The sequence below is a fragment of the Mycoplasma sp. 5912 genome (assembly GCF_054353835.1).
This window is the reverse complement of the sequence record NZ_JBTHHI010000007.1, coordinates 40,204-61,841: the sequence shown is the minus strand read 5'-3', so window position 1 is coordinate 61,841 and position 21,638 is coordinate 40,204. Positions and strand designations below refer to the sequence as shown.

Genomic DNA, 21,638 nt, shown 5'->3' with positions numbered 1-21,638 from the left:
TTAATAAAACAAAAAGATTAACAGAATTAATTGTTAATCTTTTTGTCCTACTTTAAATTTCTTTGTTTTTTTTTTTTTTTTTTTGTATTCTAAATAAAGAAAGGATTATAATGCTTAAAGCTTTGCAAAAACTCAATTTATCTGCTGCTATTTTGTCAGTTATTACTATAACTTTATGAATATTAACAACTATTTTATATCCTATCAAACAAGTTATTGATAGTAGAACATACAATGCATTATTCATAAATATGTTTAATGTTATTCCCACTTATGCTTCTATAACTGTAATAAATGTAGTTATTTATTTAGTAATATTCATCTTAATTATAATAATTTTTATATTATCATTTAGTCAGGAAGCTTCTGAAATCGGAAATATAAAAGTTATGATATTTGTTAACCTTGGATTAATAATTTTTTCACAATTTTTTGCTTGAATCCCAATGATTTCTTTATCAGCTATGTTTATTCATATTGCTATTACAGTAATGTTATTTATATCATCAATAGAATTAGAAGATATAATTAAGCAACAGACATTCAAAAAGACAACAACATATAAATTAGCATTTACCTCTACATTTTTTAATTTTCTCATTATTTACTTGTTAATATTGATTCCGTTAGTGTTTGTTACTGCATTTATGGGTGGTGAGCAAAATAATTCTTATTACGCCAGATTCGGTAGTAGAATTATTTCTCCAGTAGAAATATTTTTGTTAAGTTTATTTCCGTTTTTATTATTTGCTTCTTGAATTATAATACTTATTATAAACACTATTTTGTATAGTATTCATTCAGAAAACAAACAATTAAGTTCGCCAAAATATAACTCTTTAATTATTTTACTTTTAACATTCTTAATGCCATTTAGTTTTGGTATATTAACCGTTCCTGCTGCTATATTATCTTTGATACAAACATCAAAACTAAGAAAATTAAATAATGTGTTTATTAAAACAAATCAAAACAACAACAACGGCAAAGATGCATTTGAAAAAGTTTTTGCATAGTAGAATTTTGCTTAATTTTAGTATTTATGCAATTTTTTGCTTAAATATAATCAAGATAAAGAATTTTTGACAACTTATTTTGTTTTGATTATATTTAATATTTATACACAAGATATTAGATATTTGGTTTAGTTATAATATCAATGACTATCCTAGAATAATATTAAGTTTGAAAAAATACATATAATACAAACAATTAAAGTCTATATAGAATAGTAAAAGACCAAATAAAACAACACAAAATTGTGTTGTTTTATTTGGTTAAAAAATTAAAGTCATAATACTCATACTTATAAAAAGAATCAAATTCTTTTTTGTTAGAGAAATTCTTATTAAAATTAAGTTGGTATAATGGTGATTTATAGTTATTTAAACATATTTGATTATATAAAATAAAACTCTTATAATTACTCAATTTATAATTTTGGACTTTTTTATATAAATCAAAATGATTTTTATAAATTATTCTAATGTTATTTATATTTAAAAGTTTTACTGATTCTTTATACATCTTCACCCATTTTAAAATTAAATTAACATTCATTTTAAAGTCGGGTTTAGTATATATCATTTCTTCCTTTAAAAGTTCAGAAACAAACCGATAATTATAATTATTTTTATCTTTTACTTCATAAAAATATATATATTTAACTACTAAATCTTCTATAATATCTTGTCTTTTAAACATATATTACCTTTAGTTTTTAAAACAAGTCGTTTTAGCGGTTTAATATCACCTCTAATATCATACTCACTTAATGCTTGATAATATTCTTGTTTATAATCTGGATCTATATATAAAATATCCAAATTATGTTGAAGTTGCATCAAGAATAATATTGCTCTTCCTGTCCTTCCGTTTCCATCACTAAAAGGATGTATTTTTTCAAAATTACAATGATATTCTAAAATATTTTCTAATTTTTCGGTTGTTGTTTTTATTATATTTTCAAATTTAGCATTTAAGTTTTGTAATTTATATTCTACAACCGAATAATCACAAAGTCTAACATACGAACCACTAATGCAACATTATGTCTTCTAAATAATCCTTTATTTTCTATAATATTATTCATTATAATACTATGAATTAGTTTTATTGTTTCATTATCTATTTTTAAATTATTATAATTATCCAAAATATATAAAATTACTTCTTTAAAATTTAGTAACTCATACACTTCTCTTAGTTTTTTAGTACTGTATTCATTAAAATTTATTTGTTTTTGTGATAATAATTCCTTTGTTTGTTGATATGTAAATGTATTATTCTCTATCACGCAAGAACTATGAGTTAATTTTAAAGCGAGTATTTCAATTTCTTTTTTGTTTTTTTTCATCTTTATTTAATTATATATAAAAATATTTAATAATAAAGCAGTAAAGTAGGACGTCGGGGTGGTGCTCCCGAGCGTCATTCTTTAATATTTTGCTTCAGTTTTTTTTTTTTTTTTTGTATTATTAAGTTATAAAGAAAGGAAAAATGAAAAAAATATCTAAAACTTATAATTTATCATTAACATCTACGATATTAAGTTATGTTATCATCTTATTTATAACACTTGTTTTTGTCTTTTACTTAGCAATGATATTTGGCGGTTTTCCATATGTATATATTGTGTTTTTGGTTTTTGTTATTCTATCTATATTAACTTATATACCAGTGCTTGTTTTAAATACAATAATATTTGGTTACCAAATTAATAACAAAGAAAAACAAGATATAACTTATTATTCTATATCTATATTTGTTCTTACTTTACTTGTTCCGGTTTTATTTGGTTTATTTATTATCCCTGTAGCAATATTAAATACTATGTTATCTACTAAGATTAATAAAAACTAACAATTTAAGTGAGAAATCAAAACCATTTGAACAAAAAGCAATATAAAACATCACAATGTGATGAACCAAAATGCAATCTAAAAAGCTACACTATAAAAATTAAGTTATTGTGTAGCTTTTTAGATTGCATTTTGGAAATAAGTATAACCACTTATTTTTTACTTGCTCCCATTATTAACATTAATAATTGTAATAATATCGATGCTGCATTAACAAATAATCTTATACCAACACTTAATGCATATTTAAATTGAAAATTAGAATCTGTATAGACCACATAATTTAATTCTTTACGTACTTGATATATATCAGCTGCTGTCATCGCTGCAATCAATACAATAGCAACTGCTGAATAATATCAAGTAATACCAAAAACAAATATTGATATAAAAAACATTACAATTAAAGCAATTGATAATACACCTATGAAAGCATATAAGAATTTTATTTTAATTACTTCAAAATAACCTATTAATCCAAAAACTCCAATAATTAAAATTGGTAATAAACTTATTCCTAGAAATCTAACTGTATCTAATTTATAAACTTGTAAAAAGAAAAATAAAATTCCCGTAAATATTAGTATCCAAGTCCCTAACTGAAACAAATAATAAAAATAAATAAATTTACTTTTAATTTTATATAAAAAACCTGATACAAGCGATAAAACAAACAATGCTGCTAAACCTACTCATAACATTATAAGTGCTATTTGGGGGTTATTATTTCTTCTTAAAAAATATTGAATCACTAACGAAATTGTTATAACAAAAGCAAAAGAAAAACCTAATACTGCTAATGAAATTCCTCATAATTTTGCCTTCTTTTTTCTTTCAATATTTATATCTATTTCGATTCCTGATGCATTTAAATTTATATCGTTCATATTACCTTTACCTTTCCTCTTCATTAATATTTTCAGCTGTTAATTTTAATTCATATGGACATGTTAATAATTTTTGATCTTCGCTAAATTGCACATATTGTGATTGTTGTGAGTTGTATCTACGATTATATTCACTTCCGTCTAAAAATTTCACTTTTAACAGCGGAACATTTAGAATATCACGTTCTTCAGCAGGTTTGGATAGAATAACCACAGGATATAGTTCTAACTCATAACCTGTTAATATATTTTTCTTTATCATCTTTATTTCTTCTTCTCAAAAGAAATTAAGAATATTTTGATAATTATATTTTAATATATCATTCTTTTCTTGATCAGTTAATTTTTGATATTCTACAATATCTTTATTAAATAAATCATTAAAGTATTTATAAAACTCTTCTTCTTTAAACAAGTCCTTTTGTACTTTTTTATACTCACTTAAAAATAAATCGAATAATCTTAAGTCTTCAGAAAAACCAAAAATATAATGAGATGTTCGACCACATTTGTTACATTTTGCAGTTACATATGATGCCATTTTTTCTCCTTTTGTAATTATATAATAAATTATAAAATATTGTTATGTTAAACTTTGAAATAGAACATCTTGGTGAATATGATTATATTACTGGTTGCGATGAAGTCGGTCGAGGTTGTATCGCCGGACCTTTAGTTGTTGCTTGTGTGATGCTTCCAAAAAATTATCTTAATAAAGATATAAAAGATTCTAAACAAATTGCACCAAACAAAAGAATTCAACTATCTAATCTTATTAAAGATATTGCTATAGAATATAAAATAAAATTTTATGATGTTTTTGATATAAATAACTCAAATCCAAAAGCAATATCAAAACTCGGAATGAAACAATGTATTGAATCATTTAAAAAAACACCCCAGATAACGATTACAGATTATGAAAAAATTGATCTTGATATTAGACAAATAAACTTGGTTAAAGGTGATAATAAAGCTCTCTGTGTCGCTGCTGCATCCATACTAGCAAAAGTTGCAAGAGATGAATATATGATGAATTTACATAAAATACATCCTGAGTATTATTTTGATAAAAACAAAGGATATCCTACTAAAGAACATTTGCAAGCCTTGAAATTATTTGGTATATTAAAAGATTATCACCGAATTAAATATAAACCTGTTTTAAATTTAATACAAAAAAAGAACTAATCTTGTTCTTTTTCTTGCTCTGTTGAGAAGATTAAATCATCAACACTTTGATCACTTGAATCACTTTCTGATGAATTATTATGTTCAGGTGGTAATTCAAGATGTTCAGCTATATAAGATATTTCTTCAGCAATAATTGTTTCCTTTTGAAGCAATAATGTTTTGATTAATTCTAATAATTTTGTATTTTCTGAAATTGTTTGATATGCACGACGTTGTGCTTCTAAAATAATCTTTCTTATTTCTAAATCAATTTCATGACTTACTTGGTTAGATAAAGATGAATTTGTAGCAAGGGTTTTTCCTAAAAACGGACTTCCTTTTTCTTCATGATATTTTATCGGACCTAAATCACTCATTCCAAATTCTGTTACCATACGACGAGCAATGTTTGTCGCTTTATCTATATCATCAGAAGCACCTGTTGAAATATTATTTTTTCCATAAATAAATTCTTCTGCTGCTCTACCACCCATAAATGAAGCAATAGATGCTAAAAGTTCTTCTTTAGTATAATTATATTTTTCATTTTCAGGCATCATTAAATTATAACCACCTGCTTGCCCACGTGGGATAATGGTAATTTTTTGAACTTTATTACCTCCTGGAATTCTTATCCCTACAACAGCATGCCCTGCTTCGTGATAGGCAACTGCTGTAAGTTCTTCTTTAGTAATTGTTCTTGATTTTTTAGCAGGTCCTGCCATAACACGATCAATTGCTTCATCTATAATTTCTAAAGTTATTAAATCTGATTTTTCTCTTATAGATAATAAGACTGCCTCATTAACAACATTTTCCAATTGAGCACCCGAAAATCCCGGAGTTCTTCTTGCGATGTTTGAAAACAATACATTTGATGCAAATCTCTTTCCTTTTGCATGAAGTTTTAGAATTTCTTCTCTTTCTTTTATATCAGGTAATCCAACTGTTATAACACGGTCAAAACGACCAGGTCTAGTTAAAGCAGGATCCAGAACATCAGTTCTGTTTGTTGCAGCAACAAATAAAAGTCCTGAGTTTTCTTTTATCCCATCCATTTCAACAAGTAATTGGTTTAATGTTTGCTCTCTTTCATCGTGGCCACCACCTATACCTGATCCACGTGTTCTACCGATTGCATCTAATTCATCTATAAATATAATTGCTGGTGCGTTTTTTCTTGCTTCTGCTATAACTTGTCTTACCCTTTTTGCACCCATACCAACAAATAACTCAACAAAATTAGAAGCAGAAACAAAGAAGAACGGAACATTTGCCTCACCTGCTGTAGCTTTTGCTAATAGAGTTTTTCCGGTTCCGGGAGGGCCACCTAATAATATACCATGAGGCATTCTCGCACCAGAATCTTGATATTTTTTGGGATTTTTTAGATAATCAACTATTTCAGAAATTTCTTCTATTGGTTCTTTGTTTCCTGCTATATCACTAAATTTTTTATCAGATTTGATTATTTGAGCCGGATTTTTTTCTCCAAATGCTCCACCTTGACCTGACATCATTTTTGCTTGAGCTCGATATACAAAATATATTATTCCAATCAATAACAATGTTGGAATCAAACTAATAAATAAATTTAAAGCAACATTTGGTTTTGGTGCCTGCACTCCCACTATCCCTTTTGATGTGTCACCAAAAAATGCATCTGATAATTTAATATTAGAGTTTATATCTTTTAAAATTGATTCAAATAAGTTATAACTTCCATAGATAACATAATTACTTTGTATAATAGAACCATCAACCTCTTTTTGATTAAAAGTTGCAGATATTGTATTAGAAAAACTATCAACTCTCATTTGTGTAAAATAAGTTGAGTGGTTTTTATCAGAAGCAGCTGCAACTACTTTTTGAGCTAATTGAGTTAAACTAATTGTTTTTTCTTTAGAACCTAAAAAACTTGTTATTAGAAAATAAAGAATGATTGCGATTATTATAATACTTATAATCGTTCAAAATACTGATTTTCTGTTTTTTGAAAACATTTTTCTCCTTTATATTAAATTATAAATTGTTTTTCTTTATTCTTTTGCAATTATTTTTCCTTTTTTCTTCCGTAGTTTGTTTTTATCATTTAATTTAAATTCACTTGTTCTGTTATTTGAGAGTATAAATTTTTCAATCGCTTGTATCTTTTTGGATGATAATTCAATATTATCAAAATTTAAATGTATAAATTTATATATTAATTCTTGTTTGTTTAAAAAAAAACGAAATATTTCCTGAGCAAAATTTGATTCTAATCATATTTTATATTCTTTTTCAGTTATTTGATTATTTTTGTGTATTTTTCTGTTTTTTAAATAAATATTAATTAATATTAGTATTTTTTGAAATTTGGACAATAATTTATTTTTATTTCTTTGAATATTTCTTAAATATTTATTCTGATTATTTGTATAATCAATATGAAAAGGTATATTATATTTTTTACATTTTTTTAGTATAGTTTCCTTAAAATAACGAAACAGAAATGGTCTATATATATTCATATTAAATAAATAACTTTTTTTTCTTATCCCTAATAAAGAAAATGTTCTGTTACTTGCTAATTGCATTTGTGCTGTTTCTAAATAATCATCTAAATTATGTGCAATATAAAGTATATTACGATTATATTTATAATAAATTTCTTTAAAAAAGAAATATCTTTTTTCTCTTGCTCAATCTTGAAAATTCCCTGAGATATAATCACTTTTATTTAAAACTAGTTTTTCTAATTTAATTTTGTTTTTATTACAAAAATCTGTAACTATTTGCTCATCTAAATAACTATCTTCCCTTTGATTATAATTAATATACGCAACAACAACATCTAAATGTTTATACTTATTTAACATATACATACTATCAGGTCCGCCACTAACGGCTAACAAAATTTTTTTATATTCCATTGTTCTTTTGGTTAAACTTATTCATTACTGTTTTTATATCATTAAACGCATATGAGATTGCTGCTTGTGCTGAAATATTTAAAATAGGTTTTAATATTTCAAATTCTTCTTTTGTAAATTTTCCTAGTACAAAATCCTTTAATTCTCCTTGAAAAGGGGTTTTTATTCCTATACGAAGTCTTTTAAATTCCTGAGTCCCTAATTGGTCAATTATATTTTTAACACCATTATGACTTCCGCCAGAACCACCTATTTTAATAGTTGCTCTTCCTAGTTCATAATCTTTTTCATCGTGAATTACCATTACGTCCTCTGGTGATATTTTAAAAAAACTACACATTGAAGAAACAAAGCTACCTGATAAATTCATAAAGGTTTTTGGTTTTGCAATAATTAAATCATCGATTTTTACAAAATCACCATTAAATTTTGTTTTATTTAATGATATATTCAATTTATTACAAATTTCATCTATTACTAAAAAACCTGCATTATGTCTTGTATATTTATATTCAATCCCTGGGTTTCCTAAACCTACTATTAATTTCATATTAATCCTTCAATAAAATCTGCATATTTGTATATATTTCTTTTTCTTTTGTAAATTGCGGAACTAAAAGTTGTGAATATAAAAATTCAGTTGGAGAAAATATTCATATTTCATTTATTGCACGTGAAACCGCTGTATAAACAAGTTTTCTGTTTAACATATGTTTAAAATTATTATTTATTATAAACATTACTGCTTTTGTTTCACTTCCTTGAAATTTATGAACTGTTATAGCATAAGCTAAATTAATTTCAGCATTAAATTCTTCTTTATTATAAATAATTTTTATATTTTTATTTCCTTGTTTAAAAGTCACTGTTATTTGACTCTTACCATCAATTATCTTTTCATCAGTTATATATCCTATATCACCATTTGAAATATTTTTATCATACTTATTAACTAATTGAATTACTTTATCACCTATTTTATAAATAACTTTATTATCATTAAAATTAGTTCAATGAATAATTCTTCCTTTTGGATTATAAAGTTTTTGTATCAAATTATTTATTTTGTTTATCCCATATAAGCCTTTATACATAGGACACAATATTATAGAATCATTAATACCATATTTATTTAGAATTCCTTTATATATATTAACTATATCTTTTTCGAAGTTTTTATAAATAACAAAATTAACTTTTTCTTTCTTTATCGAATATCCCATTCAATCATTTCAGTTATTTTCAAATGTTAGAATCTTATTAAATATATTTGTTTCAGAAGGTAAATAATCTGTTGATACAACCTTTTCATAGAGTTGTTCATTTATATAATTTCTTTTAAATAACTCTTTAATATATTCTTTTATATTTTTTATATACCTGATATCTTTATAATTACCAAGAAAATTTATAAAATCGACATATGATTTAATTTCTAACGAATCACTTCTATAAAATTTTTCTAATACTGTTGTTTTTATTTTTTTACTATTTATTAAATCATTTAATATATAACCAGGCCCTATTGCAGGAAGTTGATCCTTATCGCCTAACAATACTATTTTTTCCAAATTTGGACAATTATTAAGTAGTTTATAAAACAAATTTATATTAACCATACTAAACTCATCAATTATTATAACTTTTGCTTTTTCTGCATCTTCGTTTTCTAAAACTTCTTCTTTATCATCTTTTATTTTTAAAAAACTATGAATAGTTCTTGCATAAAAATGTCCTTTAGATGATAAATTTGAAGCCGCTCTACCTGTTGGTGCTAAAATAAAAAAATTAGATTCAATTTTATAATCGTTTTGTTTTAAGGTATTATAAAAATGTTTTATCAAACTACTTTTACCTGTTCCGGGGTTTCCCGAAATAATTGAAACATTATGATTTATAAAAGCAAAGTATGCGTCTCTTTGTTCGTTTGATAAATAATTTAATTTATCTTCAGATTCTTTTTTTAGTATCAAAGGTTCTTTTTTATCTATTTTAACTAATTTATCAACTATAAATTCTTCTTTTTTTTGCATTTCGACACGACAATACATAAAATGATCATTAATTAAATATTTTAATTTTGTAAGTTCTTTTAACCTGTTTTTTACCTTTTCTTGGTAATCTGGTAATTTTTCTAAGGACATCATAGTCAGTGTTTTATCAACAATTTCTTTTGAATTTATATAAGTCGAATTATTGTCTTCTAAATCTATAAATGCTGTATGAATAAAAGCATCTAATCTTTCTTCGCACAACTGATTTCAACCAAGCAAAATCGCAAAACGATCTATGTCATATAAATTGTACGAATCTTCAAGGTAAAGTTTATACGGATTAAGTAATTTATATTTTTTTATAAAATCCTCTAAATCTGTTTGATATTTAATTTTTAGAAAAGTATATAAATTTACTAAATCATTACCATAAAAAAATTCAATATTTTTTCTATATTCTTCTGAATCGACAGATGCGGCATTTAACACTTTTTTTACTGAATCACTATTATGTTTATAATATTTAACAGAATTTTCTATTTGAACATCTGAAAGAACACTTTTTAAAATTTTGCTATTCTTTTCTGGATCTTCTAAATAGTCAAAAAACTTCCTTCCAAATTGTTCAAATATTTTTTTTGCTGTTATTTTTCCTACTTTAGGTATCTTTTCTATATGTTGTTTTAATTCAACATCTATATCAACATACTCAATAACAGGTATATATGATGTAAGTTTTATTCCTTGTCTATTATCTTTGTAATTTGATATTTCATAAGTTATTTCATATTTTTTATATAACTCAGGAACATTTTTTCTTGCATAAATTGCTTTTTTTTGTTTTTTTTCTGTTGATTCAAAAATCATAAAAGCTCATCCTTGACTAAAACCACCAGAAATTATTTTTACAAACTTCCCTGTTTCTTTATAAATTGAATCATTTTTTTCTTTCATATATTATTAAATTATACTTTTTTATTTTATATTTAAATGGTTTTAAAGATTAATTATTAATAGACTTATCAACATAATATATTCGATTTTTTATTAAGTTATTAACAATTTAAAAAAATGTTGTTAATAAGTATTAATATATCTATATTTTAACAGTAAAAGTTGTGAATAACTTTTATATTTGCTTGGTATTTTATCATTATTTTTAATTATTCTTGTAAGTGTATATTATTTACTTTATAATTTAAATTATGAATGATGAAGTTGTTAAAAACATAAACAATTATGAAGATGTTAAACTCGATTCATTGACTGAACAACTTAAAAGTTATTTAAGGAACGAAATAACAGACAATGTTATTTGAAAGTCTTTCTTTTTTAAGATGAAAATCATTGATTTTAGTAGAAACATATTAGTTATATATATACCACTAGAACAAGAGCAATCACTTTTAGGATTAAATGGTTTTTATAAAGAAATTTTTGATAAAGCAATAAAGGAAATATTTGGAACACAAGTTTTTTATAAATTAACAATAAAAAACAAAACAGAATATCAAAAAGAAACAGAAGAAGAACAAAGAAAAATCAATTCTAAAGTTATCACAAAAGAAGAAAAGAAAAAATTATCAAACAACTTTGTTCGAAATCAAACATTTGATAATTATTTAAAAGATGGTTTTAATGAAGAAGTTGTTGAAATTTGTCAAAATTTAATTAACAATCCTTTTGGTTTGAATACTTTATATATTTTTGGTAGTTCTGGTATAGGAAAAACCCACCTTTTACATGCGATAGGAAACGAATTTGTTAAAGCAAGTAAAAAAGGTTATTATATTTCTCCAAACTCTTTCACAAGACAAATTTCTTCTTTATTAATGTCAAATGAATCTTTAAAGATTTCTAACTTAATTAAGTTTTTTACAGAATTAGATTTAGTTGTTTTTGATGATTTTCAACTTTTTGGTGATGGACAAAAAAAACAAACTAAAAATTTCATATACGAAATTATAGATGGAAGAATCCAAAGCAATAAACTTACAGTAGTTGCTGCTGAACTTAATATACATGACTTAGAAAATAAATTTGATGACAGACTTATAACAAGATTGGAATCTGGTTTAATTACTAAAATTAAAAATCCAAACGAAAAAGAAATGTATAACTTATTGGGTTTTGTTCTTAATTTAGAAGGTTTTGATTTTCATATATTAGATGAAAATTCAAAACAATTTATAGTTAAAAATCACTTTAGTTCAATTCGTGCTTTATTGGGTGCAGCTAAACGTGTTTCTTTTTCTCGAAACAAACTTATTAATACAAATTATGTTTATGATGTTATTCAAAAAATTTTCGCTGATGTTGTTAGACAACAAGTAGAAATTAATTCAGAAAGTATTATTAAGGCTGTTGCTAAATATTATCGAATATCTGAAAAAGATATATATGGTTCATCTAGAAAAAAAGAAATAGTTGTTGCAAGACATATAGCTATCATATTAGTGAATAGTTTTCTTTCTCTTTCATCCACAGAAATAGGAAAGATATTCAACAAAGATCACACAACCATATTAAATGCTATTAAAAAAATTAACAATGACGGATATGACAAATCAATTCAAAAAACTATCGAACAACTTTCTCGGGAAATCCGTGGTTTAAAATAAACATTTATACATAAATAAATAAGTTGTTAATAGTTCAAAAAGTTAAATTTTTAAGGTTTTTATAGCTTATTTTATGCTTTTTAGTTTTTAAAGCACTTATTCACAAGAAATTATATAAATAATAAGAGGGAATTTATGAAATTTACAATATCAAAAAATGTTATTGATAATAATATAGATTTTTTATGTTCTTATAACGATAATAATGATGCTTTTGTTCCGTATCGTGGTATTTATTTTAAAATAGATGCAGATAAACTTGTTTTGATTTCAGCAAAAAATAACTTAGCAGCTAGAATTATAATTAATGTAGATGAAAAAGATTTATCAGTAGATGAAGCAGGAATATTTTTAATTAGTTCAAACATATTAAGAACCATAATTAAAAAAATGGATAATAGAATAACATTTGAAAGTTATGGACAAAATATAAAAATTTATGACAAAACAACTAAATATACATTAACACAATTAAATTCTGATTCATATCCTTTTATCAATTTCGATTTAAAGAAAAATCAATTTACTATAAAATCAAAAATTTTAGAAGAAGCAATTAATAATGTTTCAATATCTACTTCACAAGGAACAAACGAAAGATTAACTGCTCTTTTATATAAATGTATAAATATAAAAAATACTGATATAAATAAACTACGTTTGACAGCTACAGATAGTTTTAGATTATCAAGTTTATTAATAAATATAAACAAAGAAATAAATATAAATGTTATTATTGAGGCAAAAAATTTAAAAAAACTTATTTTCAAAGATATGCCAGAGGAAATTGTAGTGTTTTTTGATGAAGAAAAAATTGGTATATCTGCTGATAACTTAGTTATTTTTACTAATTTAACAAAACTAAATTATCTTGATATAAATAATTTTATAACACCTGTTTTTTCTAAAACATTAAGTATAGAAAAAGAAGAATTTTTAAAATTAATAAATAAGGTTGTTTTTTATAACTCTGATAAAGTACGTAGATTATCATTTTTTATAAATCAAGAAGAATTAAAACTAAGTTTTGAAGTCCCTGAACTTGGTATATCTCAAGCATCAACAAAAAATATTACTTATAATGGAAAACCTTTAGAAATGGATATAGATTTTCAATTTATTAAAGATGCTGTTTCTGTATTACCAAACGGAAAAATATACTTAAAAATAAACGAGACAAATGATCGTATTTTTGTTCTTTCAGATGAAAACAAAAATCATATACAACTAATTACTCCTATAAGAAGGTATTAATATGAATATAAAAATAAAAGGTGAGTTTATCAAACTGGGACAATTTCTAAAAAAAATAGAAGAAATAGACTCGGGTGGACAAGCAAAATTATATTTACAAGAAAATAACATAAAAATAAACGGAAAAACCCCAGAAGGAAGAAGTTCAAAAATATATATAAATGATATTGTTTGAGTAAATAATGATGTATACAAAATAACAAGTATTGATTCAGAAATATAAAATCTAAGATAATTCTTAGATTTTATTTAAAAATTCATATTTATGGCAAAAATACGGAAATAATTTCTTTTAAAAACAAAATAATTCAGTTTTTATTATTAATTAATAAAGATAATAAATAATTTTTCTATAATTAATATTATAGGAGGATATTATGAAATATGACGTTGTTATTATTGGTGGTGGTATTATCGGTGCTTCGATAGCATATGAACTATCACAATATAAATTAAAAATTTTGCTTTTAGAAAAAAATCCAGTTTTTGCTGATGAAACATCTAGAGGTAATTCAGGAGCAATCCACGGAGGTTTTGATCCAGAACCAGGTAAAGTAGAAGCAAAATTAAATGTTTTAGGTAATCAATTATGAAGAGAAAAAATATTTAAATATTTAGATTTTCCTAGAGCACAAGTTGATTCGTTAATTTTAGCCTTTAATGAAGAAGAAATGGAACATGTACATATGCTTTATGAACGTGGAATTATAAATAAAGTTCCAGCAGAATTCCTGAAAGTTCTTACAAAAGAAGAAGTTCTTAAAAAAGAACCTAATGTAAACCCAGAAGTTCGTGGAGCTCTTTTATGTACAAGTTCATGAGCAATAGATCCTGTTCGAGCAACATATGCGTTTTTAGGTGCAGCAGAAAACAACGGTGTTGAATTAAGAAATAATGCAGCAGTTAAGGACATCGAGTTTGATGAAACAGATTTTAAAATTCATATAAATAAAAAAGAAGTAATAACTGCTTCTGTTGTAATTAATGCTGCTGGACACTATGCAGACATTTTAGCCGAAAAAGCAGGTTATGGTGATTTTAAACAAACAACCAGACGTGGTGAGTATAGAATTCTTGCACGTTCTGAAGGTGGTGTGGTTAATTCTATATGCTTTAAAGTTCCTACAATTCACGGAAAAGGCGTTATCGTTGCACCTATGCTAGATGGGCATGTAATGGTTGGACCTACAGCAGAAGAGGGTGTTCCAAAAGATCAAACTCGGGTTGTGACAAAAGAAAAATTTGATTATATCGGTCAAATAGGAACACAAATTATTCCTTCACTTCGTTTAGATCGTACTATTATGACACTTGCCGGATCGCGTCCAATTGACATAGAAACAAATGATTTTGTTATAAGACCAGCAAAGAAAAATGCAAGATTTATAAATGCAGCAGGAATGCAATCACCAGCTATTGCTTCTGCTCCAGCTATTGCACAAGAAATAGCAAAATTAGTAGAAAAAGCAGGATTGGAATTAGAAAAAAAAGAACATTTCAATCCTAAATACAAAGTTAGATTTTAAAAGGAAGATATGATTAGTAAATTTAAAGGACTTACATACAAACAAATCATTGCTTTAGTTATTTTAGCAGCTTGTGATGTGTTTGTAATTGCAGCTCCATATTATATTAAAAATATAATACCTAATTTACACACATATTTGAATATACGTGAAGATCAAGTTGCTTCCCTTACATCGATAATAGGATGAGTTACCTTAGTTACTCAATTACCGGGGGGGGTCCTTGCCAACAAATTTAGTTCAAGATGATTGTTGTTTATAGCAGTATTTTCAACAGGAATAATAACTTTTTGGTTTGGTGGGGTGATTTGAAACTCAAGTACATATTCAAAAGAAAGTGTGTTTATTCAATATTCAATTATATTTGGATTATGAGGTGTTTCATCAACATTAGTATTCTGAACACCCTTATGAAAACTTGTTTCCCAACAAACAACTAAGGAAAATCAAGGTTTAGCATACGGGATACAAGGAACAGCAAACGGTTTAATCGGATTATTATTTGTGTTCTTTATTGGAATTATGATTACTACATACTGAGCACCAAAGGATGTTAGTTCACATATACCATTTTCAACTTATGCATTCTTAATAGCATCATTTTTAGTGGTTACATCAGTGCTTGTATTAGTTTTAGTTCCTGAAAAACCAATGCAAAAGAATAATGATAAACTTTCTTGAGCAAAGGTTAAAAAGAACATTTTAGAGGTTTATAAAGCCTTAAAAAACTGAAAATTATGAGCTTTATCATTATTTGTAATGGGTATGTATACTTTCCAAAGTGTCTTTGCTTACTATTTGTTACAATTGATTCAAAATTCATATTCAGCACCCGTAATACTTGTAACTGTTTTGGGTGGATTAAGAACATATGGACTTAGAACGATTGTATCAACATTTATAGGTCGTTGAGCAGACAAATTCAGAAGTTATATATTATTCTTATTAATTACAACAGGAATAGGTATTATTGTTTTAGGAATTATTATTCTACTGGGATTTGCACCTAAATCAGCCTCTGTTGCTGTGATAGTGATAAGTAGTATTTTATACTTATTAGCAGGAATTTTATCTTGAGCTATGGTTACATTAAGATATACACAAGTTGGTGAAATACATATTGAAAAGAATTCTTATGCTTCATCGATTGGGATTTTATCATTCATTGGATTTTCAACAGATGCTTGATTATATAATGTAACAGCTGCAGTGGGTAAAAGATATACAGAAAATAATTCGACAAATACATCTCAAACAGGATATCAAATTATTCTTGTGATTACACTTGCAATAGCGATTATCGGACTAATTGCAGGTGTTATAGTTCATATCGCTAACAGTAAAGAACTAAAGAAACTCGGAAAAACAAATTATAGATGGAGAACATTAGAAAATGCTTAGTAAACAATTAATTTTAGGACACAGAGGTTATTCGGGTATTGCACCTGAAAACACAAAGTTGTCATTTGAAATGGCATATCAATTTAATTTTGATGGAGTTGAACTTGATGTTCATTTAACAAAAGATAAAGAACTTGTTATCATCCATGATGAAACAACAAATCGAACATCATTGACATCGAAAGAAATTGAATTTACAACATTAGCAGATCTTCGTAAAGATGATCATTCAAAATTCTTTAAATTTAAAACTCAACCACAAACAATTTTAACCTTAGAAGAATTTTTAGATGCATATATAGACAAATTTAAAGTAATTAATGTGGAAATTAAAACCGATCAAAAAGAGTATAAAGGGATTGAAGAAAAATTACATAAATTATCCGAAAAATATGGTGATAAATACTTTGAAAAAATAGTATTTTCATCATTTAATTTCCAAACCTTAAGAAATATGCACAAAATTTCTTCAAAATACCGTTTAGGATTTCTTTTTTGAACACAAACACAATTTAATTCTATTTCTGTTACAGAGATTAAAGAAATTTGCGAATTCTTAAATCCTTGATGGGTTTTATATGATAAAGATAAAGAAAAATATAAAAAAATCAACTTACCTTTGATGTTATGAACATTAAAAGACAAGAAGAAATTTGATGAATATGCTAATGATTCATTGGTTTATGTTCAAATAAGTAACTATAAATTCGAAAAGAAATAATAGAGGTTATATGACAGATAAATATATTATTACACTTGATTCGGGTACCACATCATGTCGCACATTAGTAGTCGACCATGATGGGAATATAAAAGCAAGTGCTCAAAGTGAATTTACTCAATATTTTCCTAAATCAGGTTGAGTAGAACACGATCCACTTGAAATATGAAATACACAACTTTCAACTATGCAAAGTGCTAAACATGCAGCAAAAATTAAATCTCATGATATTGCAGCATTAGGAATTACAAACCAACGTGAAACAGTGGTTTTATGAGATAAAGAAACAGGATTACCTGTATATAACGCGATTGTTTGACAAGATCGTAGAACAGCTGAATTTTGTGACACCTTAATAAAAGATGGTAAAGAAGAAATGTTTCGTTCTAAAACAGGATTAATTATTAATCCATATTTTTCAGGAACAAAAATTCGTTGAATCTTAAAAAATATTAAAGAAGCTCAAGAAAAACTTGCACAAGGAAAATTGCTTGCAGGAACAATTGATACATGACTAATATGAAAATTAACAAACGGAAAAGTACATGCAACTGATGTATCTAACGCTTCTAGAACATTGTTATTTAATATTCATACACTTGATTGAGATCAAGAAATTTTAGATTTATTAGAAATACCAAAATCAATTCTTCCTAAAGTGAAATCATCATCAGGACACTTTGGAGTGGTAAGTCCATACCATTGATCAAATAAAGCGTTAGGACAAGTTCCTATTACAGGTGTTGCTGGAGATCAACAATCAGCATTATTTGGACAATTATGTACTGAAGTTGGTATGGTTAAAAATACTTATGGTACAGGATGTTTTACACTTGTAAATACCGGTAATGAGGCAGTTGATTCAAAAAACAAACTTCTTACTACTATTGCTTGAAAACTAGGTGATCAAAAAGTTGTTTATGCCCTTGAAGGTTCGGTTTTTGTTGCCGGTGCAGCGATTCAATGACTTCGTGATTCGGTTGGATTGTTATATAACGCAGCAGAATCAGACTTTTTTGCTTCATTAGTAAACGATGATCAAAGAGTTTATGTGGTTCCATCATTTACTGGTTTAGGAGCACCATATTGAGATTCATATTCTCGTGGAGCAATTTTTGGTTTAGAACGTGGAAGCAAACGTGAACATATTATTAAGGCAACCTTAGATTCTATTGCTTATCAATCAAATGATTTGATTTCGGCGATGCAAAAAGATTTAGGTAAACCATTGTGGCTTTAAAAGTTGATGGAGGTGCATCTAATTCTAACTACTTGATGCAGTTTCAAGCTTCAATTTCAAATTTAAAAGTTGAAAGACCTAAAAATATTGAAACAACTGCCTTAGGTGCTTCATATTTAGCTGGTTTAGCGGTAGGTTACTGGAAAGATTTAGAAGAAATTAAACAAATAAATCAAATTGACCGTGTATTTACACCATCATTTAGTCAAGAAAAGATTAATCACTTGCTTAAAGGTTGACAAACAGCGGTTAAAAAGACATTAAATTGAACTAAAGATATAGAATAGGAGAAATATGGATTATCATTTTTGATTAACGGTATTATCAGAATTTTTAGGTACAATGGTGCTTATTATTTTAGGTAATGGTGTTAATTACTCTGTGTCTGGTAGAAAAATGTTTGCAAATCAACCAGGAAAATGAACAGTAATCATTTTTGGTTGAGGTATAGCAGTTATGGCGGGTGTTTTAGTCTCAAGATCTCTTGGTGGTTTCGGACATTTAAATCCTGCTGTAAGTATTTATGGTGCGATAAGCAATAAGGATGCAACCTTATTGATATATATACCGTTTCAATTATTAGGTGCGATGGTAGGGCAAATAGTTTTAGATTTTATAAATTGAAAACACATTCAAGAAACAGAATTATCTGCTATACGAAGTTCACATTGCACCGGACCAGCATATGATAACAAAAAAGACAAAGCATTAATTTTTAACTTTTCTTATGAATTAGTAGGAACATTAATGTTGGTTGGAGTTATTTTAGCATTTAATCGTGGTGCAGCAGCAAAAGATGTTGCTAGTTTAGGTCCTTTACCTGTAACTTGATTAGTTGTAGGTATCGGTGCTTCTATCGGTGCTTCAACAGGATATGCTATTAATCCGGCACGTGATTTTGGACCAAGAATAATTTATTGATTCTTAGAATCGATAATGCTTAAAAAACGTAAAAGTGAACATATAGGAGCAAACTGAAAATATTCATGATTACCTGTGATAGCACCATCATTAGCAGGAGCAATAATTGGACTGTTTGCGTTAATTCATTAGAAAGTTATTATGAAGAAAATATTAAATAACCCACAAAACATAGTTGATGAAATGTTAGAGGGTTTTGTAAAAGTTAACAAAAATGTTAAAAGAGTTACTGGATTTAATGTTATTTATAATCCAAACTTTGATAAAAACAAAGTTGCTTTAATTTCTGGTGGTGGTTCAGGACACGAACCAGCACATGCCGGATATGTAGGACATGGAATGCTTGCAGCAGCGGTTGCTGGTGAAGTATTTACATCACCTACACCTGATCAAGTTGAAGCAGCAATCAACCAAATAGACTCACAAGCAGGAACATTACTGATTATCAAAAACTATACAGGTGATAAATTAAACTTTGAAATAGCTCAACAACTTGCACAAGCAAATTGAAAAAACATTGAAAGTGTTTTAGTTAACGATGATGTTGCTGTTGAAAATTCAACTTGGACAATTGGTCGTCGTGGAATTGCTGGAACAGTTTTTGTACATAAAATAGCAGGTGCGGCAGCTGAAAAAGGATTAAATTTATCAGAAGTAAAAAGAATCGCAGAAAAAGTAGTTAAAAATGTAAGATCATTTGGAATTTCACTAAATTCAATTTTTATCCCCACCACAGGTAAAGAATCGTTTTCTTTAAAAGAAGAGGAAATAGAATTTGGATTAGGGATTCATGGAGAACCTGGAGTAAAAAGAGAAAGAATTAAATCATCAAAAGAAATAGTTAAAGAAATGTTAGATTTAATATTAAATGATTTAGATTATAGCAATTCTGATGTAGCTTTAATGGTAAATGGACTTGGTGGAACACCAGAAATGGAATTATATATTGCTGCTAATGATATTCATAATTATCTACAAACAAAGAATATAAATATTTATAGCAGTCATTTAGGTAATTTTATGACTTCCTTAGAGATGCAAGGATTTTCTATTTCACTACTTAAATTAGATTCTGAACTAAAAGAAATGCTTGATGCACCAACCGAGGTAAGAAATTGGAAGTAAAATATCAGAACTTAGTTGATGCAATGCATCAGATAAATATAGATTTGCAAGATAATCAAGATTATTTATCTTCGCTAGATCAAGCGATAGGTGATGGTGATCATGGATTTAATATGGTGCGGGGTTTTGTTAAAGTTGCTGAAATTAGACCTAATAACCTTGATTTAAGTGGTTATTTAAATCAAGTTGGTAGAACTTTGATGTCAGTTGTTGGAGGTGCTTCTGGACCTTTGTATGGTATGGCATTTTTGCAAAGTGGTAATGCACTTAAAGGAAGTGAGAAGTTTGACTTTGTTGAATTTAAAACCTTAATTGAAACTTTTGCAGCTTCACTTGAAAAACTTGGTAGAGCTTCGCTAAATGAAAAAACAATGTATGATGTCTGAAAACCACTTGCAAGTTATTTAGAAAATAAAAATAACTTGCAGCAAGAAGAAAAAGATAACTTAACAGAGTTTGTCAAATCGCTTTCAGATAAAACTAAACAAATGCAAGCAAACAAAGGAAGAGCATCATATTTAAAAGAAAGATCGATTGGAACTGTTGATCCAGGATCTTATTCAAGTTATTTAATACTTAAAAACCTAATTAAGGTGCTTTAATGAAATTGTTTATTATTGTTAGTCATTATTTAAAACTCGCACAGACTATTAAAGAATACTTGTTAAAAATGTTACCTATAAAAAATGAAAATGTTAAAATAGAAGCAATAGGTGGGATAAATGAAGAATTAGGTACAGATCCTTTTAAAATTTTAGAAGTAATCAAATCTAATCCTGATATAAGTGAAATATTTATCTTCCCTGATTTAGGTTCTGCTGTATTATCAGCTGAATCAATGATACCTATGATAGAGGATAAAAAAGTATTTATCAGTAAGGGAGCAATTGTTGAAAACACATTTGCTGCATATGTTTTAGCCAATGCAAGTGCAGACTTTGAATCTGTTTATCAAGCAAGTTTAGAACCTTTACAAAAATAAAACCAAGTTTATAAAACTTG

The 21,638-nt window shown here is 26.4% G+C and carries 24 protein-coding genes and 1 pseudogene; 15 read left to right on the top strand and 10 right to left on the bottom strand.

Features of this window, described 5'->3' with window-relative positions:
• Nucleotides 1-110: 110 nt before the first annotated feature.
• Nucleotides 111-1,016: a hypothetical protein gene (locus tag ACXYRP_RS03105; RefSeq protein ID WP_458615202.1), complete on the top strand. Its 906-nt coding sequence runs from the start codon at nucleotides 111-113 to the stop codon at nucleotides 1,014-1,016.
• 253 nt (nucleotides 1,017-1,269) lie between these two features.
• Here the strand turns inward: ACXYRP_RS03105 and ACXYRP_RS03100 are convergent, their stop codons facing one another.
• From ACXYRP_RS03100 to ACXYRP_RS03085, 4 genes and pseudogenes are all read right to left on the bottom strand, one after another.
• A complete protein-coding gene (locus ACXYRP_RS03100) occupies nucleotides 1,270-1,704 on the bottom strand; it encodes a hypothetical protein (protein WP_458597760.1) in 435 nt (144 codons plus the stop codon).
• A complete protein-coding gene (locus ACXYRP_RS03095) occupies nucleotides 1,680-1,844 on the bottom strand; it encodes a hypothetical protein (RefSeq protein ID WP_458615201.1) in 165 nt (54 codons plus the stop codon). The genes ACXYRP_RS03100 and ACXYRP_RS03095 overlap by 25 nt, the downstream gene beginning before the upstream one ends.
• Nucleotides 1,845-1,904: 60 nt before the next feature.
• Nucleotides 1,905-1,982: pseudogene (locus ACXYRP_RS03090) on the bottom strand (hypothetical protein); the annotation flags it as partial.
• A gap of 17 nt (nucleotides 1,983-1,999) precedes the next feature.
• A complete protein-coding gene (locus ACXYRP_RS03085; protein ID WP_458615200.1) occupies nucleotides 2,000-2,356 on the bottom strand; it encodes a hypothetical protein in 357 nt (118 codons plus the stop codon).
• A gap of 143 nt (nucleotides 2,357-2,499) precedes the next feature.
• Between ACXYRP_RS03085 and ACXYRP_RS03080 the strand changes: the two genes are divergently transcribed.
• Nucleotides 2,500-2,862 carry a hypothetical protein gene (locus ACXYRP_RS03080; protein ID WP_458597764.1) on the top strand — a complete coding sequence of 121 codons (363 nt, stop codon included), beginning with the start codon at nucleotides 2,500-2,502 and terminating at the stop codon, nucleotides 2,860-2,862.
• 151 nt (nucleotides 2,863-3,013) lie between these two features.
• Here the strand turns inward: ACXYRP_RS03080 and ACXYRP_RS03075 are convergent, their stop codons facing one another.
• Both ACXYRP_RS03075 and ACXYRP_RS03070 read right to left on the bottom strand, forming a co-directional pair.
• On the bottom strand, nucleotides 3,014-3,748 hold the full coding sequence (locus ACXYRP_RS03075) for an MAG0110 family membrane protein (protein ID WP_458597766.1): 735 nt from the start codon (nucleotides 3,746-3,748) through the stop codon (nucleotides 3,014-3,016).
• Between the two features lie 7 nt (nucleotides 3,749-3,755).
• Complete coding sequence (locus ACXYRP_RS03070; RefSeq protein WP_458615199.1) at nucleotides 3,756-4,289, bottom strand: hypothetical protein; 534 nt, start codon at nucleotides 4,287-4,289, stop codon at nucleotides 3,756-3,758.
• Nucleotides 4,290-4,333: 44 nt separating this feature from the next.
• Between ACXYRP_RS03070 and ACXYRP_RS03065 the strand changes: the two genes are divergently transcribed.
• Complete coding sequence (locus tag ACXYRP_RS03065; protein ID WP_458615198.1) at nucleotides 4,334-4,939, top strand: ribonuclease HII; 606 nt, start codon at nucleotides 4,334-4,336, stop codon at nucleotides 4,937-4,939.
• On the opposite strand, the gene ftsH is transcribed toward ACXYRP_RS03065, so the two are convergent.
• The 4 genes from ftsH to ACXYRP_RS03045 are packed head-to-tail and all read right to left on the bottom strand — an operon-like array spanning nucleotide 4,936 to nucleotide 10,781.
• Nucleotides 4,936-6,924, bottom strand: coding sequence for an ATP-dependent zinc metalloprotease FtsH (ftsH, locus tag ACXYRP_RS03060; protein WP_458615197.1), 1,989 nt, complete (start codon nucleotides 6,922-6,924; stop codon nucleotides 4,936-4,938). The genes ACXYRP_RS03065 and ftsH overlap by 4 nt on opposite strands.
• 36 nt (nucleotides 6,925-6,960) lie before the next feature.
• Nucleotides 6,961-7,833, bottom strand: coding sequence for a tRNA lysidine(34) synthetase TilS (gene tilS / locus ACXYRP_RS03055; protein ID WP_458615196.1), 873 nt, complete (start codon nucleotides 7,831-7,833; stop codon nucleotides 6,961-6,963).
• Nucleotides 7,823-8,383 carry an aminoacyl-tRNA hydrolase gene (gene pth / locus ACXYRP_RS03050; RefSeq protein WP_458597775.1) on the bottom strand — a complete coding sequence of 187 codons (561 nt, stop codon included), beginning with the start codon at nucleotides 8,381-8,383 and terminating at the stop codon, nucleotides 7,823-7,825. Before pth ends, tilS begins: the two co-directional genes overlap by 11 nt.
• A gap of 1 nt (nucleotide 8,384) precedes the next feature.
• A complete protein-coding gene (locus ACXYRP_RS03045; protein WP_458597777.1) occupies nucleotides 8,385-10,781 on the bottom strand; it encodes an ATP-dependent DNA helicase in 2,397 nt (798 codons plus the stop codon).
• A 251-nt stretch (nucleotides 10,782-11,032) separates the two neighbouring features.
• Here ACXYRP_RS03045 and ACXYRP_RS03040 point away from each other — a divergent pair, with 251 nt between their 5' ends.
• The 12 genes from ACXYRP_RS03040 to ACXYRP_RS02985 all read left to right on the top strand — a co-directional run bounded on the left by ACXYRP_RS03040 (nucleotide 11,033) and on the right by ACXYRP_RS02985 (nucleotide 21,618).
• Complete coding sequence (locus tag ACXYRP_RS03040; protein ID WP_458597779.1) at nucleotides 11,033-12,448, top strand: helix-turn-helix domain-containing protein; 1,416 nt, start codon at nucleotides 11,033-11,035, stop codon at nucleotides 12,446-12,448.
• Between the two features lie 135 nt (nucleotides 12,449-12,583).
• A complete protein-coding gene (locus ACXYRP_RS03035) occupies nucleotides 12,584-13,702 on the top strand; it encodes a DNA polymerase III subunit beta (RefSeq protein WP_458597781.1) in 1,119 nt (372 codons plus the stop codon).
• A 1-nt stretch (nucleotide 13,703) separates the two neighbouring features.
• Nucleotides 13,704-13,925: an RNA-binding S4 domain-containing protein gene (locus ACXYRP_RS03030; RefSeq protein ID WP_458597783.1), complete on the top strand. Its 222-nt coding sequence runs from the start codon at nucleotides 13,704-13,706 to the stop codon at nucleotides 13,923-13,925.
• Nucleotides 13,926-14,079: 154 nt separating this feature from the next.
• Complete coding sequence (gene glpO / locus ACXYRP_RS03025; protein ID WP_458615195.1) at nucleotides 14,080-15,228, top strand: type 2 glycerol-3-phosphate oxidase; 1,149 nt, start codon at nucleotides 14,080-14,082, stop codon at nucleotides 15,226-15,228.
• Nucleotides 15,229-15,237: 9 nt separating this feature from the next.
• Nucleotides 15,238-16,629, top strand: coding sequence for an MFS transporter (locus ACXYRP_RS03020; RefSeq protein ID WP_458615194.1), 1,392 nt, complete (start codon nucleotides 15,238-15,240; stop codon nucleotides 16,627-16,629).
• Complete coding sequence (locus ACXYRP_RS03015; protein ID WP_458597791.1) at nucleotides 16,622-17,350, top strand: glycerophosphodiester phosphodiesterase family protein; 729 nt, start codon at nucleotides 16,622-16,624, stop codon at nucleotides 17,348-17,350. The genes ACXYRP_RS03020 and ACXYRP_RS03015 overlap by 8 nt, the downstream gene beginning before the upstream one ends.
• 10 nt (nucleotides 17,351-17,360) lie before the next feature.
• Nucleotides 17,361-18,590 carry a glycerol kinase GlpK gene (gene glpK / locus ACXYRP_RS03010; RefSeq protein WP_458615193.1) on the top strand — a complete coding sequence of 410 codons (1,230 nt, stop codon included), beginning with the start codon at nucleotides 17,361-17,363 and terminating at the stop codon, nucleotides 18,588-18,590.
• Nucleotides 18,581-18,877 carry an FGGY-family carbohydrate kinase gene (locus ACXYRP_RS03005; protein ID WP_458615192.1) on the top strand — a complete coding sequence of 99 codons (297 nt, stop codon included), beginning with the start codon at nucleotides 18,581-18,583 and terminating at the stop codon, nucleotides 18,875-18,877. Before glpK ends, ACXYRP_RS03005 begins: the two co-directional genes overlap by 10 nt.
• A 7-nt stretch (nucleotides 18,878-18,884) precedes the next feature.
• Nucleotides 18,885-19,643 (top strand): MIP/aquaporin family protein, encoded by a 759-nt coding sequence (locus ACXYRP_RS03000; protein WP_458615191.1) that lies wholly within the window; start codon nucleotides 18,885-18,887, stop codon nucleotides 19,641-19,643.
• Nucleotides 19,644-19,652: 9 nt separating this feature from the next.
• The gene (gene dhaK, locus ACXYRP_RS02995; RefSeq protein ID WP_458615190.1) at nucleotides 19,653-20,636 is read left to right on the top strand and encodes a dihydroxyacetone kinase subunit DhaK; all 984 of its coding nucleotides are present in this window, start codon (nucleotides 19,653-19,655) and stop codon (nucleotides 20,634-20,636) included.
• The gene (gene dhaL / locus ACXYRP_RS02990) at nucleotides 20,627-21,238 is read left to right on the top strand and encodes a dihydroxyacetone kinase subunit DhaL (RefSeq protein WP_458615189.1); all 612 of its coding nucleotides are present in this window, start codon (nucleotides 20,627-20,629) and stop codon (nucleotides 21,236-21,238) included. The genes dhaK and dhaL overlap by 10 nt, the downstream gene beginning before the upstream one ends.
• Nucleotides 21,238-21,618 carry a PTS-dependent dihydroxyacetone kinase phosphotransferase subunit DhaM gene (locus ACXYRP_RS02985; protein WP_458615188.1) on the top strand — a complete coding sequence of 127 codons (381 nt, stop codon included), beginning with the start codon at nucleotides 21,238-21,240 and terminating at the stop codon, nucleotides 21,616-21,618. The genes dhaL and ACXYRP_RS02985 overlap by 1 nt, the downstream gene beginning before the upstream one ends.
• Nucleotides 21,619-21,638: the final 20 nt, after the last annotated feature.